Origin of the sequence: Roseateles depolymerans, from assembly GCF_003387155.1 — a bacterium.
Taxonomy (GTDB): Bacteria; Pseudomonadota; Gammaproteobacteria; order Burkholderiales; family Burkholderiaceae_C; genus Roseateles; species Roseateles depolymerans.
In genome coordinates this window covers 448969-468033 of sequence record NZ_QUMT01000001.1, presented here as the reverse complement: position 1 = coordinate 468033, position 19065 = coordinate 448969, and the positions used below count along the sequence as shown (strand labels likewise).

The 19065-nt window shown below is 64.9% G+C and carries 17 protein-coding genes; 12 read left to right on the top strand and 5 right to left on the bottom strand.

Features of this window, described 5'->3' with window-relative positions:
- Positions 1 to 44 precede the first annotated feature (44 nt).
- Genes wzx through DES44_RS01910 form a run of 12 tightly spaced genes read left to right on the top strand, consistent with a single transcriptional unit; the run spans position 45 to position 12940 of the window.
- Positions 45 to 1463, top strand: a complete 1419-nt coding sequence (wzx, locus tag DES44_RS01965; RefSeq protein WP_058936446.1) for an O-unit flippase-like protein — start codon at positions 45 to 47, stop codon at positions 1461 to 1463.
- Positions 1460 to 2527: a glycosyltransferase family 2 protein gene (locus tag DES44_RS01960; protein WP_083525830.1), complete on the top strand. Its 1068-nt coding sequence runs from the start codon at positions 1460 to 1462 to the stop codon at positions 2525 to 2527. The genes wzx and DES44_RS01960 overlap by 4 nt, the downstream gene beginning before the upstream one ends.
- A complete protein-coding gene (locus DES44_RS01955; RefSeq protein WP_083525831.1) occupies positions 2524 to 3447 on the top strand; it encodes an NAD-dependent epimerase/dehydratase family protein in 924 nt (307 codons plus the stop codon). Before DES44_RS01960 ends, DES44_RS01955 begins: the two co-directional genes overlap by 4 nt.
- The gene (locus tag DES44_RS01950) at positions 3447 to 4400 is read left to right on the top strand and encodes a glycosyltransferase family 2 protein (RefSeq protein ID WP_058936449.1); all 954 of its coding nucleotides are present in this window, start codon (positions 3447 to 3449) and stop codon (positions 4398 to 4400) included. The genes DES44_RS01955 and DES44_RS01950 overlap by 1 nt, the downstream gene beginning before the upstream one ends.
- Before the next feature lie 12 nt (positions 4401 to 4412).
- On the top strand, positions 4413 to 5333 hold the full coding sequence (locus DES44_RS01945) for a glycosyltransferase family 2 protein (RefSeq protein WP_058936450.1): 921 nt from the start codon (positions 4413 to 4415) through the stop codon (positions 5331 to 5333).
- 15 nt (positions 5334 to 5348) lie between these two features.
- Positions 5349 to 6614 (top strand): hypothetical protein, encoded by a 1266-nt coding sequence (locus DES44_RS01940; protein ID WP_058936451.1) that lies wholly within the window; start codon positions 5349 to 5351, stop codon positions 6612 to 6614.
- A 40-nt stretch (positions 6615 to 6654) separates the two neighbouring features.
- Entirely contained in the window at positions 6655 to 7554 is a 900-nt protein-coding gene (locus tag DES44_RS01935; RefSeq protein ID WP_058936452.1) for a glycosyltransferase, read from the top strand.
- Positions 7555 to 7596: 42 nt separating this feature from the next.
- Positions 7597 to 8559 carry an SDR family NAD(P)-dependent oxidoreductase gene (locus tag DES44_RS01930; RefSeq protein ID WP_058936453.1) on the top strand — a complete coding sequence of 321 codons (963 nt, stop codon included), beginning with the start codon at positions 7597 to 7599 and terminating at the stop codon, positions 8557 to 8559.
- Positions 8560 to 8570: 11 nt separating this feature from the next.
- On the top strand, positions 8571 to 9404 hold the full coding sequence (locus DES44_RS01925) for a glycosyltransferase (protein ID WP_058937582.1): 834 nt from the start codon (positions 8571 to 8573) through the stop codon (positions 9402 to 9404).
- Between the two features lie 31 nt (positions 9405 to 9435).
- Positions 9436 to 11361, top strand: coding sequence for an HAD-IIIA family hydrolase (locus DES44_RS01920; RefSeq protein WP_116001266.1), 1926 nt, complete (start codon positions 9436 to 9438; stop codon positions 11359 to 11361).
- Positions 11358 to 12344, top strand: coding sequence for a GHMP family kinase ATP-binding protein (locus tag DES44_RS01915; protein WP_058936455.1), 987 nt, complete (start codon positions 11358 to 11360; stop codon positions 12342 to 12344). Before DES44_RS01920 ends, DES44_RS01915 begins: the two co-directional genes overlap by 4 nt.
- 11 nt (positions 12345 to 12355) lie before the next feature.
- The gene (locus DES44_RS01910; protein WP_083525833.1) at positions 12356 to 12940 is read left to right on the top strand and encodes a D-sedoheptulose-7-phosphate isomerase; all 585 of its coding nucleotides are present in this window, start codon (positions 12356 to 12358) and stop codon (positions 12938 to 12940) included.
- Positions 12941 to 12978: 38 nt separating this feature from the next.
- Here DES44_RS01910 and DES44_RS01905 read toward each other — a convergent pair whose 3' ends face one another.
- The 5 genes from DES44_RS01905 to DES44_RS01885 all read right to left on the bottom strand — a co-directional run bounded on the left by DES44_RS01905 (position 12979) and on the right by DES44_RS01885 (position 18983).
- A complete protein-coding gene (locus DES44_RS01905; RefSeq protein WP_058936456.1) occupies positions 12979 to 14439 on the bottom strand; it encodes an LTA synthase family protein in 1461 nt (486 codons plus the stop codon).
- A gap of 93 nt (positions 14440 to 14532) precedes the next feature.
- The gene (locus DES44_RS01900) at positions 14533 to 16407 is read right to left on the bottom strand and encodes a polysaccharide biosynthesis protein (protein ID WP_058936457.1); all 1875 of its coding nucleotides are present in this window, start codon (positions 16405 to 16407) and stop codon (positions 14533 to 14535) included.
- Between the two features lie 55 nt (positions 16408 to 16462).
- Positions 16463 to 17056, bottom strand: a complete 594-nt coding sequence (locus tag DES44_RS01895) for a sugar transferase (RefSeq protein WP_058936458.1) — start codon at positions 17054 to 17056, stop codon at positions 16463 to 16465.
- A gap of 7 nt (positions 17057 to 17063) precedes the next feature.
- Positions 17064 to 18233: a DegT/DnrJ/EryC1/StrS family aminotransferase gene (locus tag DES44_RS01890; RefSeq protein WP_058936459.1), complete on the bottom strand. Its 1170-nt coding sequence runs from the start codon at positions 18231 to 18233 to the stop codon at positions 17064 to 17066.
- Between the two features lie 24 nt (positions 18234 to 18257).
- The gene (locus DES44_RS01885) at positions 18258 to 18983 is read right to left on the bottom strand and encodes a class I SAM-dependent methyltransferase (protein ID WP_058936460.1); all 726 of its coding nucleotides are present in this window, start codon (positions 18981 to 18983) and stop codon (positions 18258 to 18260) included.
- Between the last annotated feature and the right edge of the window lie 82 nt (positions 18984 to 19065).

The window sequence follows — 19065 nt, the reverse complement described above, 5'->3', positions numbered from 1 at the left end:
CTTCGGTCCACAGCCGGTGTCGCGCGACACAGGGGACGCCGCTCATGAATGCCGCCAAACCACGCTCTGAGCTGAAGTGGGGCTATTTCGCTCAGGCCCTAAATATTGGGGCCGGCCTGCTGCTGCTCCCTGCGGTGGTGCGCAGCCTGCCCTCCGAAGACGTCGGCATCTGGTTTGTGTTCATGACACTGACCAGCCTGGCGCAGTTGCTGGAGCTGGGCTTTCTTCCCACCATTGCCCGCAACACGGCCTACCTGTTTGCCGGTGCCCGCTCGCTGGCCGGGCACGGTTTGCCCACGGACATGCACACCAGCGGGCAGGTGGATCCTGGACTGCTCGCCGATCTGACGCAAGCCGCTCGCAGGATTTATCGATGGGTCGCCCTGCTCGGTGGTCTGATCCTGATGAGCGTGGGCAGCCTGTATGTGCTGTCCGTGATGACGCCCACGCAGGACCGCGGCATGGTGCTGGGCGCATGGTGGCTCTACGCAGCGGGCAACATCTGCAATTTCTACTATGGCTATGTGAACGGTCTGCTGCAGGGCCGTGGTGACGTGGTGGCCGCCAACCAGGTGGTCATCGTGACTCGTGCCAGCATGCTCGCTGCCGGCATCCTGGCCCTGTCCGCCGGCGGTGGCCTGTTGGGGCTGGGTGCCGCCACCTTCCTCGCCAGCGTCTCCGGAAGGTTCGTGGCCATGCGGTTCTTCCGACGCGGCGCCATTGCGCTGCCCGAGCGATCGCGTGAGTCCATCCAGCACACGGTGCAGCTGCTGTGGCACAACGCCAGCCGGCTGGGGGTGGTGCAGGTCGGGGCTTTCCTTATCCAGCGGGCCAATGTGCTGGTGGCGTCCAGCTTCCTGGGCGTCAGCGCGGCAGCCAGCCTGGGATTGACGGTGACCCTCCTGATGACACTCAGCGGAGTCGCTGCGGTGATTCTTCAGGTCCGCATGCCGCGCCTGGCGTCGGCACAGGCCACCCGGGACATCCACGCGCTGCGCGGGCTCTATGGGGAAGTGTTGCTGATCGCCTGCGGTGCATTCCTGGCGGGGCTGTTGGTGATGATCGTGGCCGGCAACTGGTGCCTGCAGCTCCTGCACAGCAAGACCCTGCTCCTGCCCACCCCCCTGCTCTGTTGGCTGGGCCTGATCATGCTGCTGGAACTGAACCATAGCCTGGCCGCGGGTTATCTCACCACACGCAACCAGGTGCCGTTCGTGCGGGCCGGCCTGCTGTCCGGCGTCCTGATCTGCCTGAGCAGCCTGGCGCTGGTCAAGCCATTCGGTGTTGCGGGACTGATTGCCGCGCAAGGCGTGGTCCAACTGGCCTACAACAATTGGAAATGGCCTCGGGAGGCGCGGCTGGACCTGGGTGTCGGCTGGCTTGAACTGCTGTCTCTGGGATTCCAGCGGATCCTCGGCCGCCGCCATCCCCATGCTGACGACCCACAGAACGTACGTCCATGAACGCTTCCCCTTCCCACGCGTCCCCTGCTGCGGCCCCCACGCCGCAAGCACGAGTGTTGATCGCTGGACCTCAACTTCAAGCGCAGGGCCGGCCCCGGCTCTCCATCGCGATTCCAACGTTCCGGCGCTTTGACCTGCTGAGTGAGGCAATCGCCTCCGTGCTGGCGCAGCGCTTCAGCATTCCGGTGGAACTGCTGATCGTTGACAACGACCCGGACAACGACACGCAGGCGCTAGAGGCGATGCAGGCCTTTGCAGGGCACCCGCTGACCTACTACAAGAACCTCACGAATGTGGGGATGGTGGCCAACTGGAACTGCTGCATGGCCCTCGCACGCGGCGACTACGTCACCATCCTGCACGACGACGACCTGCTGGAGCCCAGCTTTGCAGAAGAGGTGAATCGCCATCTCGGTCCGGGCGGCAGCGCTGGCTCCGCCATTGCGTGGCGGCATGGCGTGCTGGACGAACGGGCACAACGTCCGCCGACGGCACCGCCGTCGCGGCTGCGTCCGCTGAAACAGGCCGTCAAGCGACTGCTGGCGCCGCTGCGCACCAAGGTCCAGCAGCATTCCGTGCACCATCTGTTCTTTGCCAACCCGTTCGCCGGCACGTTGGGAATCATCCTGCACCGGGACAAGGCGATTGCGCTGGGCGGCTTCGATCCCCAGCAGCATCCGATTGCGGACTACGATTTTTGGTGCCGCTGGACAGCCGCCTATGGCGCCCTTCCCATCTGGGCCCGTCCGGTGAGTCTCTACCGCATGCGCCAGAACGAATCCATGCTGCCGCAAACACGTTCCGCCTTTGTCAGCGGATCGCGACAATTGCGCGAACGAATGATTGCCAGCGGAGCGGTGCCTCGCTTTTATCGTCACCTCCTGGATCCACTCCAGCGCACCCAGCAAACATCCATCGAAGAGGATTGGCGTGAGGCCGGTCAGGCACCGATGTCGCGTCTGATGTCACTGAAGCTACGCGCCTGGCGTCTGTTCACTTCCGTGTTGTGCGGTCTGGAGGCCCGGCGACCCCATCACACTCGTCATGGTTCGCTGAGCTCATGAAAGTCCTACTCATTGGTGGCACCGGCTTCGTCGGTCTTAATTTGGCCGAGGCCCTGGTTCGCCATGGTCATGAAGTGCACATCGCCGCGCGCTCCAGCGCGCCGACCACTTTCGCGCGCAAACTGCCGGCAGTAAGCTCATTCCACCTGATCAAGGATATGGCGGTGGAGCCTTTGATGGCGCTGGTCCAGTCCTGCGAGATCGACTGCGTCGTGGCCCTGGCTTCCAGTCTCATTCCTTCCAGCAGCGCTGCAGACTTCGACAGGGAGCTGACGCAGACCATCGTGCCAACGTTCCGGTTAATGGAACAGCTGGCCCGCCAGCAGGTGCGCTTTGTTTATGTCTCCTCCGGGGGAACCGTCTATGGCGCGAGCACGCAAACGACGCTGGACGAAACCACACCGCTGCGCCCCATCAGCCATTACGGCTACTCGAAGCTCATGGTCGAGCAGTACGTGGAATTGATGGCGCGCACCCAGGGGCTGCAGCACATGATCCTGCGGCCGTCCAATCCATTCGGACCTTTCCAGAATCCGCATCGCAAGCAGGGGCTGGTTGCGGTGGCGGTGGAGAAGATGCTGCACGGGCAGCCCATCGAGATCTGGGGAGACGGTTCCGTTGTGCGGGACTACCTGTGGGTGCAGGACCTGGCCGAGGCTGTCGCACGACTACTCGTGGCGGAGTCAGCCTGGGGACAGACCTTCAACATTGGCGCCGGCGTGGGCCACTCGATCATTGAACTCCTCGATCTGCTGCAGCAACTGACCGGCATTTCTGCGGATATTCGCTTCCGTGAAGGGCGCGCCGTGGATGTGCAGCGGATGGTGCTCAACATCTCCAAGCTTCGCAGCGTCGTGCCCTTCGAACCCCTCGAACTGCGCGAAGCCCTGAGCCGCTACCTCGACGATCTGCACCGCTGATGACCCCCAACCCGCTCCTCGCACTGGCGATTCCCACCTACAACCGCAGCGAGATCCTGCTGGAAAACCTGCGTGCCATGCTGCCGGAGCTCATGGCGCATCAGGTGGCCGTCTTCATCTCCGACGACAGCACCGACGACCTGACCGCGCAGAAGGTGCAGGTGCTCCAGCAGGAGTTTCCGCTGGTGACGTATCGCCGGAACGATCCAAGGCACGGCCACGACGCCAATTTTTTTGCGACGGTGTCGATGCCAGACACGGACTATGTGTGGTACCTGGGAGACTCCGTCTTCCTGCAGCCCGGGATGCTGGGCCAGGCGCTGGAGGCGCTTGCGACCCACCGGCCCGACCTCTGCTTCGTGAACGCATACGTTCACGACGACCACACCCGTCTCATCGAAGGCGACGATGTCCACCCCTTCCTGCTGGACCGGACCTGGTATCTCACCTTGTCGGGTGCCACTCTTTACGGACGGGCGATCCGGTCGCTGCCGGTGGCGGAGTCACGCAAGGCCTCCTGGAAGAACTTTCCGCAACTGGGCCTGATTCTGGAGGCCTGTTCCCTGGCGCCTCGCCGGCTGCTTTGGCTGGGGCCCAAGGGGATTGCGTTCAACCGGAAGAAGTCCAGCTACTGGCTACAATCCGCCTTTGACGTGTTTGTCAAGGACTGGACCGCGCTGATCCGGTCGTTCCCGACCCTCTTCAGCCGGCAGGAGCAGGATCGCATCATCCGGTCGCATGCGGTGCAGACGCAGCTGTTCAATGTCGTCAGCCTCGTTCAGCTGCGAGCGATGGGCGCGTTGACGGTGCAATCGTTGAAGCTGCATAGACAGGCATTTGCCGTCGCATCCCCCATTCACCCCTTGTGGGCGTCGGTGGTGGCACGAGTGCCGGTGCGAGCGATCAACGCCGCGCGCGCTGTCAACGTGTGGCGACGAAAGCGCAAAGATTAGGATTCTCTGCCGATGTTATCCATCGACATCCTCTTGCCGGTCTACAACGGCAGCCAGTTCCTCCAGGCCCAGCTGGACTCGCTGCTCGCGCAGACCCACACCCACTGGCGCTGCCTGATGCGCGACGATGGCTCCAAAGACCGCTCCCTGGAGATCCTTCGCGCTTATCAGGCGGCCCATCCTGAGCGCTTCCAACTGATCGAGGACGGCTTGGGCAATCTTGGCACCGTCCGCTGCCTTAACGCGCTGAGTACGCACGTCACATCCCCCGTGTTCGCATTCTGCGACCAGGACGATGTCTGGCAGGCCGACAAGCTCGCCACGTCCCTGGCGCACCTGCAGGCGCTGGACTGTCCAGAGGGCACTCCGGGCCTGGTGTTCTGCGACATGACGGTCACCGATGCAGCTCTGGCGCCCACGGCCGAGTCCTTCTGGGACACCCTGGATGCCCGTCCCTATGCCCGTGAGCTGGCAGGGCTGCCGGTGATCAATGTGGTGGCAGGCTGCACCATGATGGGCAATCGCGCGCTCCTGGGCGCCGCGTTCCCGGTGCCCGAGGGCGCGCCGATGCACGACTACTGGGTGGGCATGGTGGCCAAGTACACCGGACGCATCCAGGCCATCGAGCAACCCTTGATGCTGTACCGCCAGCACGGCCGCAATCAGTGCGGCGTCTCCCGGCGCGGCCCGCTGCTGCAGCGCCTGCTGGGGCGCCTCAAGGCCATCGATCGTTTTCGCGCACAGGCACACAGTTCCCGGTCTTTGCGCCTGGTGATGCTGCAGGCACTGGTCTCGCGCCAGTGGCCAACCCTGAACCTGCCCGAATGCCGCCGGGCCATCGCGGCCGAACAGGGCAGCCCCGTTCGCCGCCTGGCTTACCTGCTGTCCCACGGCATCCGCCCGGACCATGCATTCAGCTATTGGCTGGCCTGACGCCATGAGCGCTCCATGAGCATGCCCCCGCTTCACGCCGACACCTGGAGGCCTGACGAATCCGTCCACCGACCGCGTCAACGCATTGCGCTGGGCCTGTCGCTGGCGTTTTCGCTGGCCACGCTGTTGCTGACACGGCATGCGCAGGTGCCTGGTCTGAGCAGTCTTACCGCGCCATTTGCGCTGCTGATCCTGATGGGCACCCTGCACTTCAGCAAGGTCACGCTGGCGGTGGTGCCGATGCTGCTGTTTTGCTGCGTGTCGCTGGTGGTGTCGGTGTTTCTCGGCAACGAAGCGTCGGTGGGCCTGCGATTCCTGGTCATCACCATCGCCACGCTGGTTGCCTTTGGCGTGCGCTCCCAGCCGGTCTCCCCTGCCTGGGCCTTGTTCCCGGTGGCGCTGCAGGCGCTTGGCATTGCAATCCTGTCCATCACCCTGTCGGTGATGCAGGACCCGCTCATGGGGGGCGCCGTGCGGGCCTACGCCATCACCAGCGACTGGGGCGATGTCTACACGCTGGACGGGCTGTATTACCGCGTCCAGGTGATCGGCAATGCGCTCATCCCCCTCCTTTTCGCTGTGTGCCTGTGGCAGCCGCCCACGCGGTGGCGGCGGTGGGGTTTGATCCTGGCCGTCATGGGCCTGCTAGCCGCCGGCAACCTGACCTATTTCCTGATGGCCGGCCTGGCGGTGTTCCTGCGGTTCAAGGCGTACTTCTACACCCACACCCGTACCTGGCTGACAGTGTTCAGCGTGTTGGCGGTCGTGGCGGTGGCCAACTCCGACGTGGGCATCCATTCGGTGACCCGCAAGTTCGACGGCGCAGGCTCGTCGATGGGCGTGCGCTTCGACCAGATCGACGCGGTGATCCGCGCAACCGACACGCTGCCGGCGGCTGTGTTGACCGGTGCCGGGCTGGGCAGCCGTTTCCCGAATGGGCGTATCAATGACTATTCGGACAGTCTCTACATCGAATTGCAGGCGTTGTTCGTTGGCTATCAACTAGGGTTGATCGGTGCTGCGATCTATGGCGCCACGCTGCTGTACTGCGCACGCCACACTCTAAGCCGCGAGGGGCGGATCATCTTCTGGCTCTACATGCTCTCGGGCATCAGCAACCCCTACATCCTGGACACCAACCAGATCATCGCGACGATGCTGCTGGTACACCTGTTCCCGCGCACGCCGCATCCATCCGGTCTCAGCCCAAGCCCCGGCGAGCCCGCCGTCCCGGCAATGCGGCCGACCCCGACCGTGACGCCCGGATCTCCGGCTGCCTGATCACTGCTCCACTGCCTCACTGCCTCACAGCCTGCTGCCCATGATTGAACGAATTGCGGCCATCTATACGACCTACCGGCCCGATGCTGCCTTCCGCAGCCGGGTGGCCCCACTGGCTGCGCGTTGCCAGGCCGTCATCGTGGTCGACAACACGCCAGGCGGACACGACTTCGGCCATTGTCCGGAGCTGACCCTGCTGCAGGATGGCCACAACAAGGGCCTGGGTGCCGCACTCAACCAGGGTATCGACAAGGCGCGGGCGCTGGGCTGCGATGCCGTCATCCTGTTCGATCAGGACAGCACCCCGGGCCCGGACTTCTTGCAGGCGCTGGCCGATGGTCTGCAGTCGCTGGGGGGTGAACGCTGCGCAGTAGGCCCGCTGATGCTGGACGACTCGGTCCTGGAGAAACAGGGGCTTCCCGCCATCAGCCCGCAGGTCCAGGCGCGGCCGGTCACCTGTCTGGCGACCTCCGGCATGCTGTTTCCCCTGCGAGACCTGCAGCCTGAAGACCGCTTCTCCGAGGAGCTGTTCCTGGACTTCGTTGACTTCGACTGGTGCTGGCGGATGGGCCAGAAGGGTTGGCGCCTCTTCAAGCTGGCCAATGTTCCCATGGCCCATCGCCTCGGACTGGCACAGCGCAGCGTGCTGGGCATGCACTATCACGTCCCCGCCCCATACCGCCACTACTTCCAGTTCCGTGACACGCTCAGGCTGCTGACCTTCCGTCATGTTCCGCTCTATTCCAAGCTGCGTCTGGGGGCTCTCCTGCCGCCCAAGTTCCTGGTCTACCCGTTCATCCTGGACCGCGGCGCGGAGCGGCTGGGGTGGATGCTCAAAGGAATCCGCGACTTTCTGATGCGTCGCTGGAGCGCGGGTGCAGCCGCAGCCCGTCTGCAAGGGGGACAATCGGCCCCGCGCGGCGGCGTCACGCCGCAGTAACGTTCTCACAGATCAAGAATTCTCCCCAGGGACCCCTCTTTCATGAATCAAATCATCTTTGTGGCCGGCGGTGCCGGATTTGTCGGCGCGAATCTGGTCCCGCGACTGTTGGAGGAAGGCGCCGTGGTCGTCGTGGCGGACAACTTCTGCCGCGGCCTGCGCGATGCGCTTCCCCACCATGAGCGGCTGCATGTGATCGAGGCCGATCTGGCCGATCGAGCCGCCACGGCCCAGGCCTTCGAACAGGCCGCCGCACTGGGCCCTCTGAAGGAAGTCTGGCACCTGGCTGCGAATTCGGATATTCCCGCTGGTGTCGAGGACAGCGATGTGGACTTCAAGGACACGTTCCGCACCACCTTCGAGCTGCTGCGTGCCATGCGCGCACATGGCGTGAAGCACTTCCATTTCGCATCCAGTTCCGCGGTCTACGGCGATCTGGGCAACCAGCCTTTGCATGAAGGTCTTGGCCCTTTGCTGCCGATTTCCAACTACGGCGCGATGAAGCTGGCTTCCGAAGCCCAGGCCAGTGCGGCCGCCGAAAGTTTCCTGGAGCGGGTGAACCTCTTCCGCTTCCCGAACGTGGTGGGCGTGCCTGCCACCCACGGCGTCATCCTGGACTTCATCAACAAGCTCGCACGCACGCCGGACAATCTGGTCGTTCTGGGAGACGGCACGCAGCAGAAGGCCTACTTGCATGTGTCGGACCTGGTCAATGCCATGCTGATGGTGCGGGCGCGCAATGACAGCCGCAAGGTGGAATTGGTCAACATCGGCCCGACGGACGAAGGCATTACGGTGCGACGCATCGCCGAGATGGTGGTGGCTCGCGTGGCGCCGACGGCCACGCTGAGCTTCGGTCAGGGTAACAAGGGCTGGGTGGGGGACGTGCCCAAGTTCACCTACCTCACTGACAAGATGCAGGCGTATGGCTGGCAGCCCAGCGTCAGTTCCGCAGGCGCCGTGGAGCGCGCTATCGACGAGATCGCACGCCAGCAAGGGCATTGACCGGCCAAACCATGTCTACTACACGTTCCACGCCGGAGCTCCGCGCCGTGCCCCGCGTCACGGTCGTGATGCCGGCCTTCAATGAGTCCGCCGAGGTCATGACGGCCAGTCTTGACAGCATCGCTGCCCAGACACTGAAGGACTTCGAATGCCTCGTAATCGACGAAAGCACGAAGCCGGAAGCGGCTGCCACCTGCCGGGCACTGTGTGAGCGCGATGCCCGCTTTCGCTACATCCATCCGGACACCCGCATCGGTCTGGCCGCAAGTCTGAACCTGGGCATCAGCCAGGCACGTGCCCCCCTGATCGCCCGCTTCGATTCCGACGACATCTGTCTGCCTTCACGCCTGGAACGCCAGGTCGCTTTCCTGGACCAACATCCGGATGTCGATGTCGTGGGCGGCGGGCTGGAGATCTTCAGCGCGGACCGCGGGGTCATCGCCGTGCGCGAGTACCCGCCGGATCACAAGACCATCGAACGACGCTTCCAGACGACCACCCCGATCGCCCATCCCACGGTGATGATGCGCAAGGCGGTCCTGGGAGGCACCGGCCCCTACGATCCGAGCTTCCGCTTTGCGGAAGACCTGGACCTGTGGTTGCGTCTGCTCAACCAGGGCGCACGCTTTGCCAATCTCACCGAGGTGCTGGTGCGCTACCGCCAGCAGTCGACGCGTCGCAATCCCCAGCACTGGCAATTCAACCTGCGCGCACGGACAAAGAACTTCAGCACACGGCAACTGCCGCGGCGCCTGTTGGGTCTGCTGGCCATCGCCACCTGGCGCATCATCCCGGCCCCCATCCAGGAGCGGGTGTTCCACCACTTGCTGCTTCGAAAAGGTTGAACCGGCCTTGCCCCTGTCCTACGACCACCCCATGACTCAGCCCTCTGGACCCTGCACCGTGGCCATCCTTGCCGGTGGCATGGGTACTCGACTCAAGGTGCGCACCGGCAATCTGCCCAAGCCGATGGCGCCCATCCACGGGCGTCCCGTGCTGCAGCATCAGATCGAGCTGTGCCGCCGCCACGGCTTCACCCGCATCGCCTTGCTGGTGCATTACGAACACGAAACCATCCGCGCCCACTTCGGCGACGGGAGCGCATTCGGGGTCGAACTGCACTACTGCGTGGAGGGGGAGGCGCGCGGCACCGCCGGCGCCCTCGTTGATGCGCTCGGCGCGATGGACCGCCGCTTCCTGGTGCTGTATGGCGACACCTTTGCGGATGTCGACCTCTCGGCCCTGTGGCGCCATCACTCCGATGCCGAGGCTGCCGCCACGCTGCTCCTGCATCCCAACGACCATCCGCACGACTCGGACCTGGTGGAAGTGGACGACCAGGGCCGGGTCCTGGCGGTGCATGCTTACCCGCATCCCGACGGTGCGGCCTACCGCAACCTCGTGAATGCGGCGATGTACGTGATGGAACGCGACGCGTTGCCGGGCGTCATCCCCCTGGACCGCAAGTCCGATCTTGCCAAGCACACCTTCCCGGCGATGCTGGAAAAGGGGCTGCGGCTGCAGGCGCATGTCACGCCGGAATACATCAAGGACATGGGCACGCCGGAGCGCCTGGACAAAGTGGAGCGCGACATCACTGCGGGCCTGCCGGAGCGCCTCTCGGGTCGCAACCCGCGCAGGGCAGTGTTCCTGGACCGCGACGGCACGCTCAATGTCGAGGTCAACCACCTGTCCCGCCCCGACCAACTCCAGTTGATTCCCGGCGTGGGGGATGCGGTGCGGCGTCTCAATCGCGCGGGGGTCCTGGCGGTGGGGGTGACCAACCAGCCGGTCGTGGCGCGAGGGGACGTGACCTGGTCAGAACTCGAGCGCATCCATGCGGTGCTGGACCATCAACTCGGAGCCAGCAAGGCCTACCTGGACCGGATGTACCTCTGCCCGCACCATCCGGACAAAGGCTTCCCCGGCGAAGTTCCAGCGCTCAAGATCGACTGTGACTGCCGCAAGCCGCGCACCGGCATGATCGATCGCGCCGTGCGGGAGCTGTCGATTGACCGGGGTCAGTCGTGGATGATCGGCGACACCACAGGGGACCTGTTGGCCGGGCAACGCGCAGGCCTTCGGACCGTGCTGGTGCGCACCGGACACGCCGGCCTGGACGCGAAATACGACGTCGAGGCGGACTATGTCATGCCGGACCTCTCCGCTGCGGTGCATTGGATTCTGGACGGCCATCCCACCCTGTCCCGTCGGCTGCTGCCCGTCAGTGCCGCCGCGGCCAGTGCGCGTCTGGTGTTGATCGCCGGCCCCGCCCGCGCCGGAAAGTCGTCCACGGCCCGACTGCTGGCGGAGCAACTGCGGGATGCTCGCACGGCGGTGCATGTGCTGTCCCTGGATGGATGGCTGCGTCAAGCCGGCGAGCGTGTGGAAGGCAGTGGCGTGCTGCAACGCTACGACCTGCAAGCGTTCAAGGCCGCCCTGCTGCCGGTCCTGGCTTCCAATGTCCGGCACCTCGTGCAGGTTCCGACGTATGCGCGGAAAAGTCGCGAAGTGCTGCCCGGCCGCCAGGTGTCGATCGGCCCTGAGGACCTGGTGATCGTCGAAGGCGTTCCTGCCTTGATGGATCCGGAACTGAATGCCCTGGCGGATGTTCGCGTCTTCCTGGATCTTCCCGACACGGAGCGTCGCTCCCGCCTGAGTGCCGACTACCTGTGGCGCGGCGAAAACGACGCTGATCTTCAACATCGCCTGGATTCCCGTGAACGCGACGAAATCCCGGTCGTGCGCGCCAGCGCCAGCCAGGCCACGCATCATCTTTCGACCACGACCAGCCTGTCATGATTCTTAGCAAGACTCCCCTGCGCATGAGCTACGTCGGCGGTGGCAGTGACATGCCCGCCTTCTACCGGGAAGAACTGGGCGCCGTGCTGTCGACCTCCATCGACAAGTACATGTACATCGCCGTCAACCCCAAGTTCGACGGCCGTATTCGCTTGAGCTACAACCAGACCGAGGAGGTCGACACGCCGGCGCAAGTGGCTCATCCGCTGGTGCGGGAAGCCTTGCAGCTGCTGGACATCCCCGGTGGTATCGAGATCGCGTCCATGGCCGACATTCCCTCCAAGGGTTCCGGTTTGGGATCGTCCAGCAGCTACACCGTGGGCCTGCTCAATGCGCTGTATGCCTACAAGAACCAGTTCGCCTCCAAGGCGACGCTGGCGCGTCAGGCCTGCGAGATCGAGATTGACCGCTGTGGCGAGCCCATCGGCAAGCAGGACCAGTATGCGGCCGCGTTCGGAGGCTTGAACCTCATCCGCTTCCATCCCGACGAGGCCGTCTCGGTAGACCCGGTCATCTGCAGCCCCGCGCTGCTCAAGACGCTGGAAGATTCGACGCTCGTGTTCTTCACCGGCCGCACCCGCAGCGCGTCCGCGGTGCTGGCGCAACAATCCAAAGCCTTGGCACTGCCCGACCGCAAGGCGCTGATGCGCCGCATGGTTCAGCTGGCTTTTGACCTCAAGACCGAGCTCGAGTCGGGAACGCTCGACCACTTTGGGACCATCCTCGACGAGAATTGGCGTCTGAAGACCCAGTTGTCGGCCGGTATCAGCGACCCTCAGATTGACGGCTGGTACGAAGCGGGAAGGCGCCACGGCGCGCTTGGCGGCAAGCTGCTGGGCGCCGGCAATGGCGGCTTCATGATGTTCTTTGCTCCGCCCCACACCCATGCGGCCATTACCGCCGCGTTGTCCGATCTGCTGCCGGTGAAGTTCAACTTTGACCGTACAGGTGCCCAGATCGTGTTCTATCAACCTGCTGCCTGAATCGAATCCTCATGACTACTCCCTTCACCGTTGCCAATTACTTCGCGGCTCATGCGAAGGTCGCCAGCTCGATGAACCTGGACCAGTTCCAGGCGGGCGTTGACCTCATCCGAAGCAAGTTCGATGCGGGCAAGAAGATCTTCACCTGTGGCAACGGCGGCAGCGCATCCACCGCGTCGCACTACATCACCGACTGGAACAAGATGATCAATCTGGCCACTGGCCGGAAGTTCCGCGGCATCTCGCTGTGCGACAACATTGGCGCGATCACCGCCTTTGCGAACGACCTCTCCTACGACGAAGTATTCGCGGGGCAGCTCAAGTCGATGATGGACGAAGGCGACCTCGTCATCGCCATCAGCGGCAGTGGCAATTCGCCCAACGTGGTGAAGGCAGTGGAGTATGCGAACGCACATGGTGCCGACACGCTGGCCGTGGTGGGCTATGACGGCGGCAAACTGCTGCCGCTGGCCAAACACCATATCCTGGTGCCGTCTTTCGACATGCAGATGTGCGAGGACATCCATCTGATGTTCGGTCACATGGTCATGAAGACCCTCTGCAACAACGACATCAAAATCACCGGCCTCGAGTGACGAGTGCCCATGAGGACGGCTCAGGCGGCTGGCTGTCCTCAGGGGGCCTTCGGTATTGGTTCGTGCAGGGGCGTGTCGCGCGGCTCCAGCAGGATGAACGGAACCTCTTGCGCCAGGAATGCCTGACGGTCCTCCGTTCGGATGAAGGGCGGCGCATGGTCTCCCACGATGGCGACATACGGCGTTGCGTCGCTGTCCTCTAGTTGGGTGGCCATACCCCGCAGAAGGGCGCCCAACTGACCGACCAAAGCACAGCTGGCCGCGCTCACTTCGGCGCGGGCACATAACCCGGCCAGTTGCGGACTCTGCGGCTCCGAGCCCGTGGAGAGCGGCAGGTGCGTGTCCAGGGTGACCACGTAAGCCAAGCGCCGAGGTTTCTGGACCGTTTGAAGCGCGGTACGGAGCACCTCCTGGTCGCAAATGCCGTTGAATACCGCGTGGCAATCCTTGACCTGGGACGCGCTCTGTTGATAGTCGAAGTGGTGCGCTTGCAAGCCGGCCACCGCCCACCACCGGTTTCGGTCAAACATGGACAGCTGAAACCCGTGATAGCCCACGGCAACGAATTGATCAGCGCCAAGTTGATGCGGCAGGCAATCGCGGCTTTTGTTGGTATCCAGCATGTCGTAAGCGCCGTCCAGCCCGCAGAGCACCCGGAGTTCACCGTGCGTGGTGGAGCCCGAGAATCGCTCCTTGCCCGACGTCAGCGTCCAGCGCTGCAACAAAGCGGGCGACTGAATCTGCCGCATCAGCCAATCTTTCAGTGACGGGCTGACCGGCTGCCCCATGGACTCCACCAGCACCAGCAAGACGCTGCTGGAGGGGTGCGTCGCGTGCCACTGCAAAATGCTGTCCCGTGCATGGGAGGGAATCGGCTGCAAGCCCTTCGCTTGCGGCGACACTGCCTGCTGCATCTTGTAGAGGTTCCATACGGGGCTTCCGCCCACGTTGTACGGCTCACGCAGCTTGTCCTGGCCGATCCCGGCCATTTGCATCGATCCGTTCAGGCCGTCGGCCAGCAACACCCCTGCGATCAAGGCGATCTGGATCGCGGCCATCGGGGCTCGCCAGCGTTTGAGCAACTGCAGCAGCGTCAGCAGATACAGCGCGCCCATGAAGAGCATCGCGAAAGCTGCCCACGTCACGAAGGGCGCCAGGTCCATCATGCTGAGGAACCGGACCGAGCCGATAAAGTCGGCGACGTTCAGGAAGTGGTAGTTGAGCGATGCGATGCGGACCACATCCACCAACAGAGCTGCCGCGAGCACCAACCAGCCCAGGCGGGCGCTGATGGAAAAGACCAGAATGGCCAGCATCAGGTCTTCATTAAAGATGGGGCGCTGGAAGCTGTAGAAGTTCTTCAGCACCCAGAAGGGCAACTGCAGCGCGACGTTCAGACCGACCACATAGAGCCAGGCCGAAGGGCTGATGACATTCCGGAAACGCGCAGCACTGGCGCCGCCGGCAAAACCCGCCGTTGAGCTGATTGGTTGATTCATGGAAGGCAGTTCCGAGGAAACGCGGGACCTCAGAAGAGCGTCCGGGCAATGCGTGACGGTTTCTGGTGACCGTCATCATCCGGTCATTATCAGTCAGGCGCCCGACACATTACCTCGGTACTCGGGAAGGAACCGCTTCAACCCTTCCACCACCGTCTCCCTCGACCACTCCTGCCCCCCCGCAGCGGCCCTCACCCACTCCACCACCGCCCCATCCGCCGCCAGGTCCCCCAGCCGCGCGATCCGGACGCGAGGCACCTGCGTCGCCAAGGTCGTATCCGCATCCGCGATCAGCTCCTCATAGAGCTTCTCCCCCGGCCGCAGCCCGGTGAACCGGATGCCGATGTCCTGCTCGCTGCGCCCGGCCAGCCGGATCATGTCGCGAGCCAGGTCGACGATCTTCACCGGATCGCCCATGTCCAGCACCATCACCTGACCGGACTCCCCGATGGCCGCGGCCTGCAGCACCAGACGGGCCGCTTCTGGAATCGTCATGAAGTAGCGGATGATGTCCGGGTGCGTCACCGTCACCGGGCCGCCCTTGGCAATCTGTTCCTTGAACTTCGGGATCACGCTGCCGCTGGACCCCAGCACATTGCCAAAGCGCACCGCCATGAACTTGGTGCCGTGCCCTTGCGCCGCCATGTGGCTGATCACCAGCTCGGCCGCCCGCTTGGTGGCGCCCATCACATTGGTCGGATTCACCGCCTTGTCGGTGCTGATCAGCACAAACCGCTCCGCCCCCGCTTCAGCGGCCGCCACGCAGGCGTGGTACGTCCCCAGCGTGTTGTTGCGCAGGGCCGCCCAGGCGTTCTCTTCCTCCATCAGCGGCACATGCTTGTAGGCCGCCGCATGGAACACCACCTGCGGCCGCTGCTTCTGCATCACGAAGCGCAGATGCGGCAGGTCCTTCACATCGCCGATGAGGCGCACCAGCGGCAGGTGCGGGAATTTCTCGCTCAGCTCCTGCTCGATCGAATACAGCGCAAACTCGCTCAGCTCCAGCAGCACCAGGCGCGACGGACCATAACGCGCCACCTGCCGGCACAGCTCCGATCCGATCGAGCCGCCGGCGCCGGTGATCAGCACCGTCTTGCCGCTGATGCAGTCGCTGATGCCGTTCTCATCCAGTTGCACCGGCTCGCGGCCCAGCAGGTCTTCGGGCTCGATGTCCCGCACCTGGTTCACTGCCCGGCCGGCCAGCAGTTCCTCGCTGCTGGGCACCGTCAGCACCGGCAGAGAGGTCTGGCCGGCCAGGGCCAGTGCACGCCGCCGCTCCACCGCGCTGGCCGCCGGCATGGCCACGATCACATGGGTGATGCCGTGCAGGTCCGCAAACCGCGTCGCCTCCTGCAAGGTGCCCAGCACCGGCACGCCGCCGACCCGGGCGCCGCGCTTCTCCGGCGCGTCGTCCAGATACCCGACCACCACCCACCCCGCCTGGTGCTGGATGCCGGCCACCAGCAGCCGGCCCGCATCGCCGGCGCCCATGACCAGCGCGCGGCGCTGCTCCAGCGCACTGCCGCTGATGCGGCTGCGCATGTGCTCGTAGAGCATGCGGTAGCCCATGCGCATCATCGCCAGCGCCATCAGCGTGAAGACCGGATGCAGCGCCAGCACGGCGCGTGGCACCGCCGTGAGCTGCGCCATCAGCACCACCACCGCGGCGGTCAGGCCCGCCGTCACGCACACCGCCGCCAGACGCTTGACCTCCCCAAAGCCGGAGAACCGCCACATGCCCTTGGGCACCCGCAGCAGCCACAGCAGCAAGCCATACACCGCGACCACACCCAGCATCACCCAGCCGTCATACCCGGGCCGCGCGCTGAACCAGCGTTCAAACCCCAGCCGGAACAGATAGGTCGCCTGCCACGCCAGCGCCACCGCCACCATGTCCAGGCCCAGGGCCAGGGTCTCGCGATAGGGACGGATGCGCGTCAGGAAGGCATCCAGGGACAACCAGTTCATCGTCAGCAGTCTCGTGTCGAGGCCAGGGGCTTCATGGGGAAAGGGCCTGCAGGGTTCATCGGCGCAGCACGCCCAGCGTGGCGAAGATCAGTCGCACATCGGTCACCAGGCTGGCCTGGCGCACGTAGTCCGCCGCCAGCCTCAGCTTGGCCGGCATCACCACTTCCACATACTCGCGCTCGGGGTCGGCCGCGCGGGCCAGCAGTTCGCTTTCGTTGCGAAAGCTCAGCGACGCCGGATCGGTGATGCCCGGCCGCACCGACAGCACCACCTCGCGCAGGTCCGCCGGATACAGCGCCACGTAACGCGGCACCTCCGGCCGCGGCCCCACCAGGCTCATCGCACCGCGCAGCACGTCCCACAACTGCGGCAGCTCGTCCAGCTTGCTGGCGCGCAGGAACTGGCCGCTGCGGGTGATGCGCGGGTCCGCGCCGATGGTGATCTGCGGCCCCAGCGCGGGCGCATCCACCCGCATGGTGCGGAACTTGTGGATGAGGAAGGTCCGGCCAAAGCGCCCCACCCGCTCCTGGCGGAACATCACCGGGCCGGGGGAGTCGAGCTTGATCCACACCGCCACCAACAGCAGCACCGGGCTGAGCAGCAGCAGGCCCAGGCCGGAACAGATCACATCGAACAGTCGCTTTCCCATGCGGGCCTCAAGCGGCACCCAGGCTCTGGCGCACCGCGGCAATCACCCGCTCGACGTCCGCATCGGTCATGGCGGTGTAGAGAGGGATGGTCACGGTCCGCTCGTAGGCCTTCTGCGAATGCGGGAATCGCTCGGCCGTCAGGCCGTAGCGCTCGCGCCAGTAGGGATGCTGGTGCAGGGGCACGTAATGCACGCTGCAGCCAATGCCCTGGGCAAACATGCGCTCGATGAATTCATCGCGGCTGACCTCCGCCTCGTCCGACAGGCGCAGCACGAACAGATGCCAGCTGTGCGTGTCCCCTTCCACCGGCTGCGGCGGCAGGATCAGCGGCAGGTCGGCCAGCGCCTCGAAGTAGCGCTGCGCGATCTGCTCGCGGCGCTGCTGGAAGGCCGGCAGCCGCTTGAGCTGATGCAGGCCCAGGGCCGCGGCGATATCGGTCAGGTTGTACTTGAAGCCGGGCGCGACGATCTCGTAATACCAGCTCGGCACCTTGGCGGTGAAACGGTCGAAGGCGTCGCGGTTGATGCCGTGCAGTCGCATGATCCGCGCGCGTTTGGCCAGTTCCGCATCCCGCGTCACCAGCATGCCGCCCTCGCCGGTGGTCATGGTCTTGTTGGCATAGAAGCTGAACACGGTGGCATTGCTGCCCATGGTGCCGATCAGCTCCTTCTCCAGCGTGGTGGGCAGCGCATGGGCCGCGTCTTCCACCACCTTCAGCCCGTGCTTGCGGGCAATGTCCAGCAGCGACAGCATGTCCACCGCCAAGCCCGCATAGTGCACCGGGATGATGGCCCGGGTACGCGGCGTAATGGCCGCCTCGATCTGGTCGATGGCGATGTTCAGCGTCTTGGGGTCGATGTCCACCAGCACCACGTCCGCGCCCAGGTAGCGCACCACCTCGGCGGTGGCGGTGAAGGTGTGGGTGGTGGTGATCACCTCGTCGCCAGGGCCGATGCCCAGGGCTTCGAGCGCCAGGTGCAGGCCCGCGGTGGCCGAGTTCACCGCCACGCATTCGATCTGCGGCTCTCCCAGGAATTCGGCAAAGGCCTGCTCGAAGCGCTTGGCCTTGGGGCCGGTCGTCACCCAGCCGCTGCGCAGGGTGTCCACCACTTCGGCAATCTCTTCCTCGCCGATCTCGGGCAGTGCGAAGGGCAGGAAGGGGAGTTTCTCAGTCATGGTTGGAATCGGTGTTGGAGACGGTCAGGCCGTGGGATCGGCCGGTTTCTCGATAAGGGCCAGGACATGGGTGCGCAGCAGCGGCACCAGGTTGAGCATGCGGTAAGTGGCCGGATGCAGCCGGCAGGCCGCGCGCGCCAGCGGCGGCGCCAGCGTCACCCGCCGGATCGTGGCCTGTCCCTGCGGAAACAGCGCACGCATCCGCCGCACCGGAACGCCCCGCACATCCGGATTGCGCGGATTGTCGACGATGAAGTCATACCAGAGCACCGCGCCCCCCGGCCGGACCCAGCGCCACATGGCTTGCGCCAGCCGCTGCTGCAGGGCGTCGTCCAGGATGGACGAGAACACGGTGGACTGCATGACCAGATGCTGGCTGCCCGCCTCGATGTCGGCCTGAGACGCATCGCCGGCCAGCAGGCGCACGGCGCCCGGCAGCGTGGCCCGGGCGGCTTCAAAGCGCTCCGGCAGCAGTTCGATGCCGGTCAGGTGCTCCGGCCGCAGGCCGATGCGCAGCATGTCCATCAGGTTGCCACCGGCGCCGCAGCCCACCTCGGTCAGGCGCCAGTCGGCCACGGGGCCGAGGCGGCCGGCCCGCGCTGCCAGCAGCCGCAACTGCTGGGCCTGCCGCTCATGCAGCATCTGCCAGACCTCCGGCCGCAGCAGGCTGTAGCGTTCAAGCCCGCCCAGGCGCTCTTCGCGCCGGGCATACCGCTGGGCAATGGCCTGGAGTTCCTGATCCTGGGGCATGGGGGGCGGGTGGATGGGTGGCTAAGGCGAAACGAGCGACGACTGCGGCCGGATGCGAGCGTGATCGGCGGGAGTGATGACG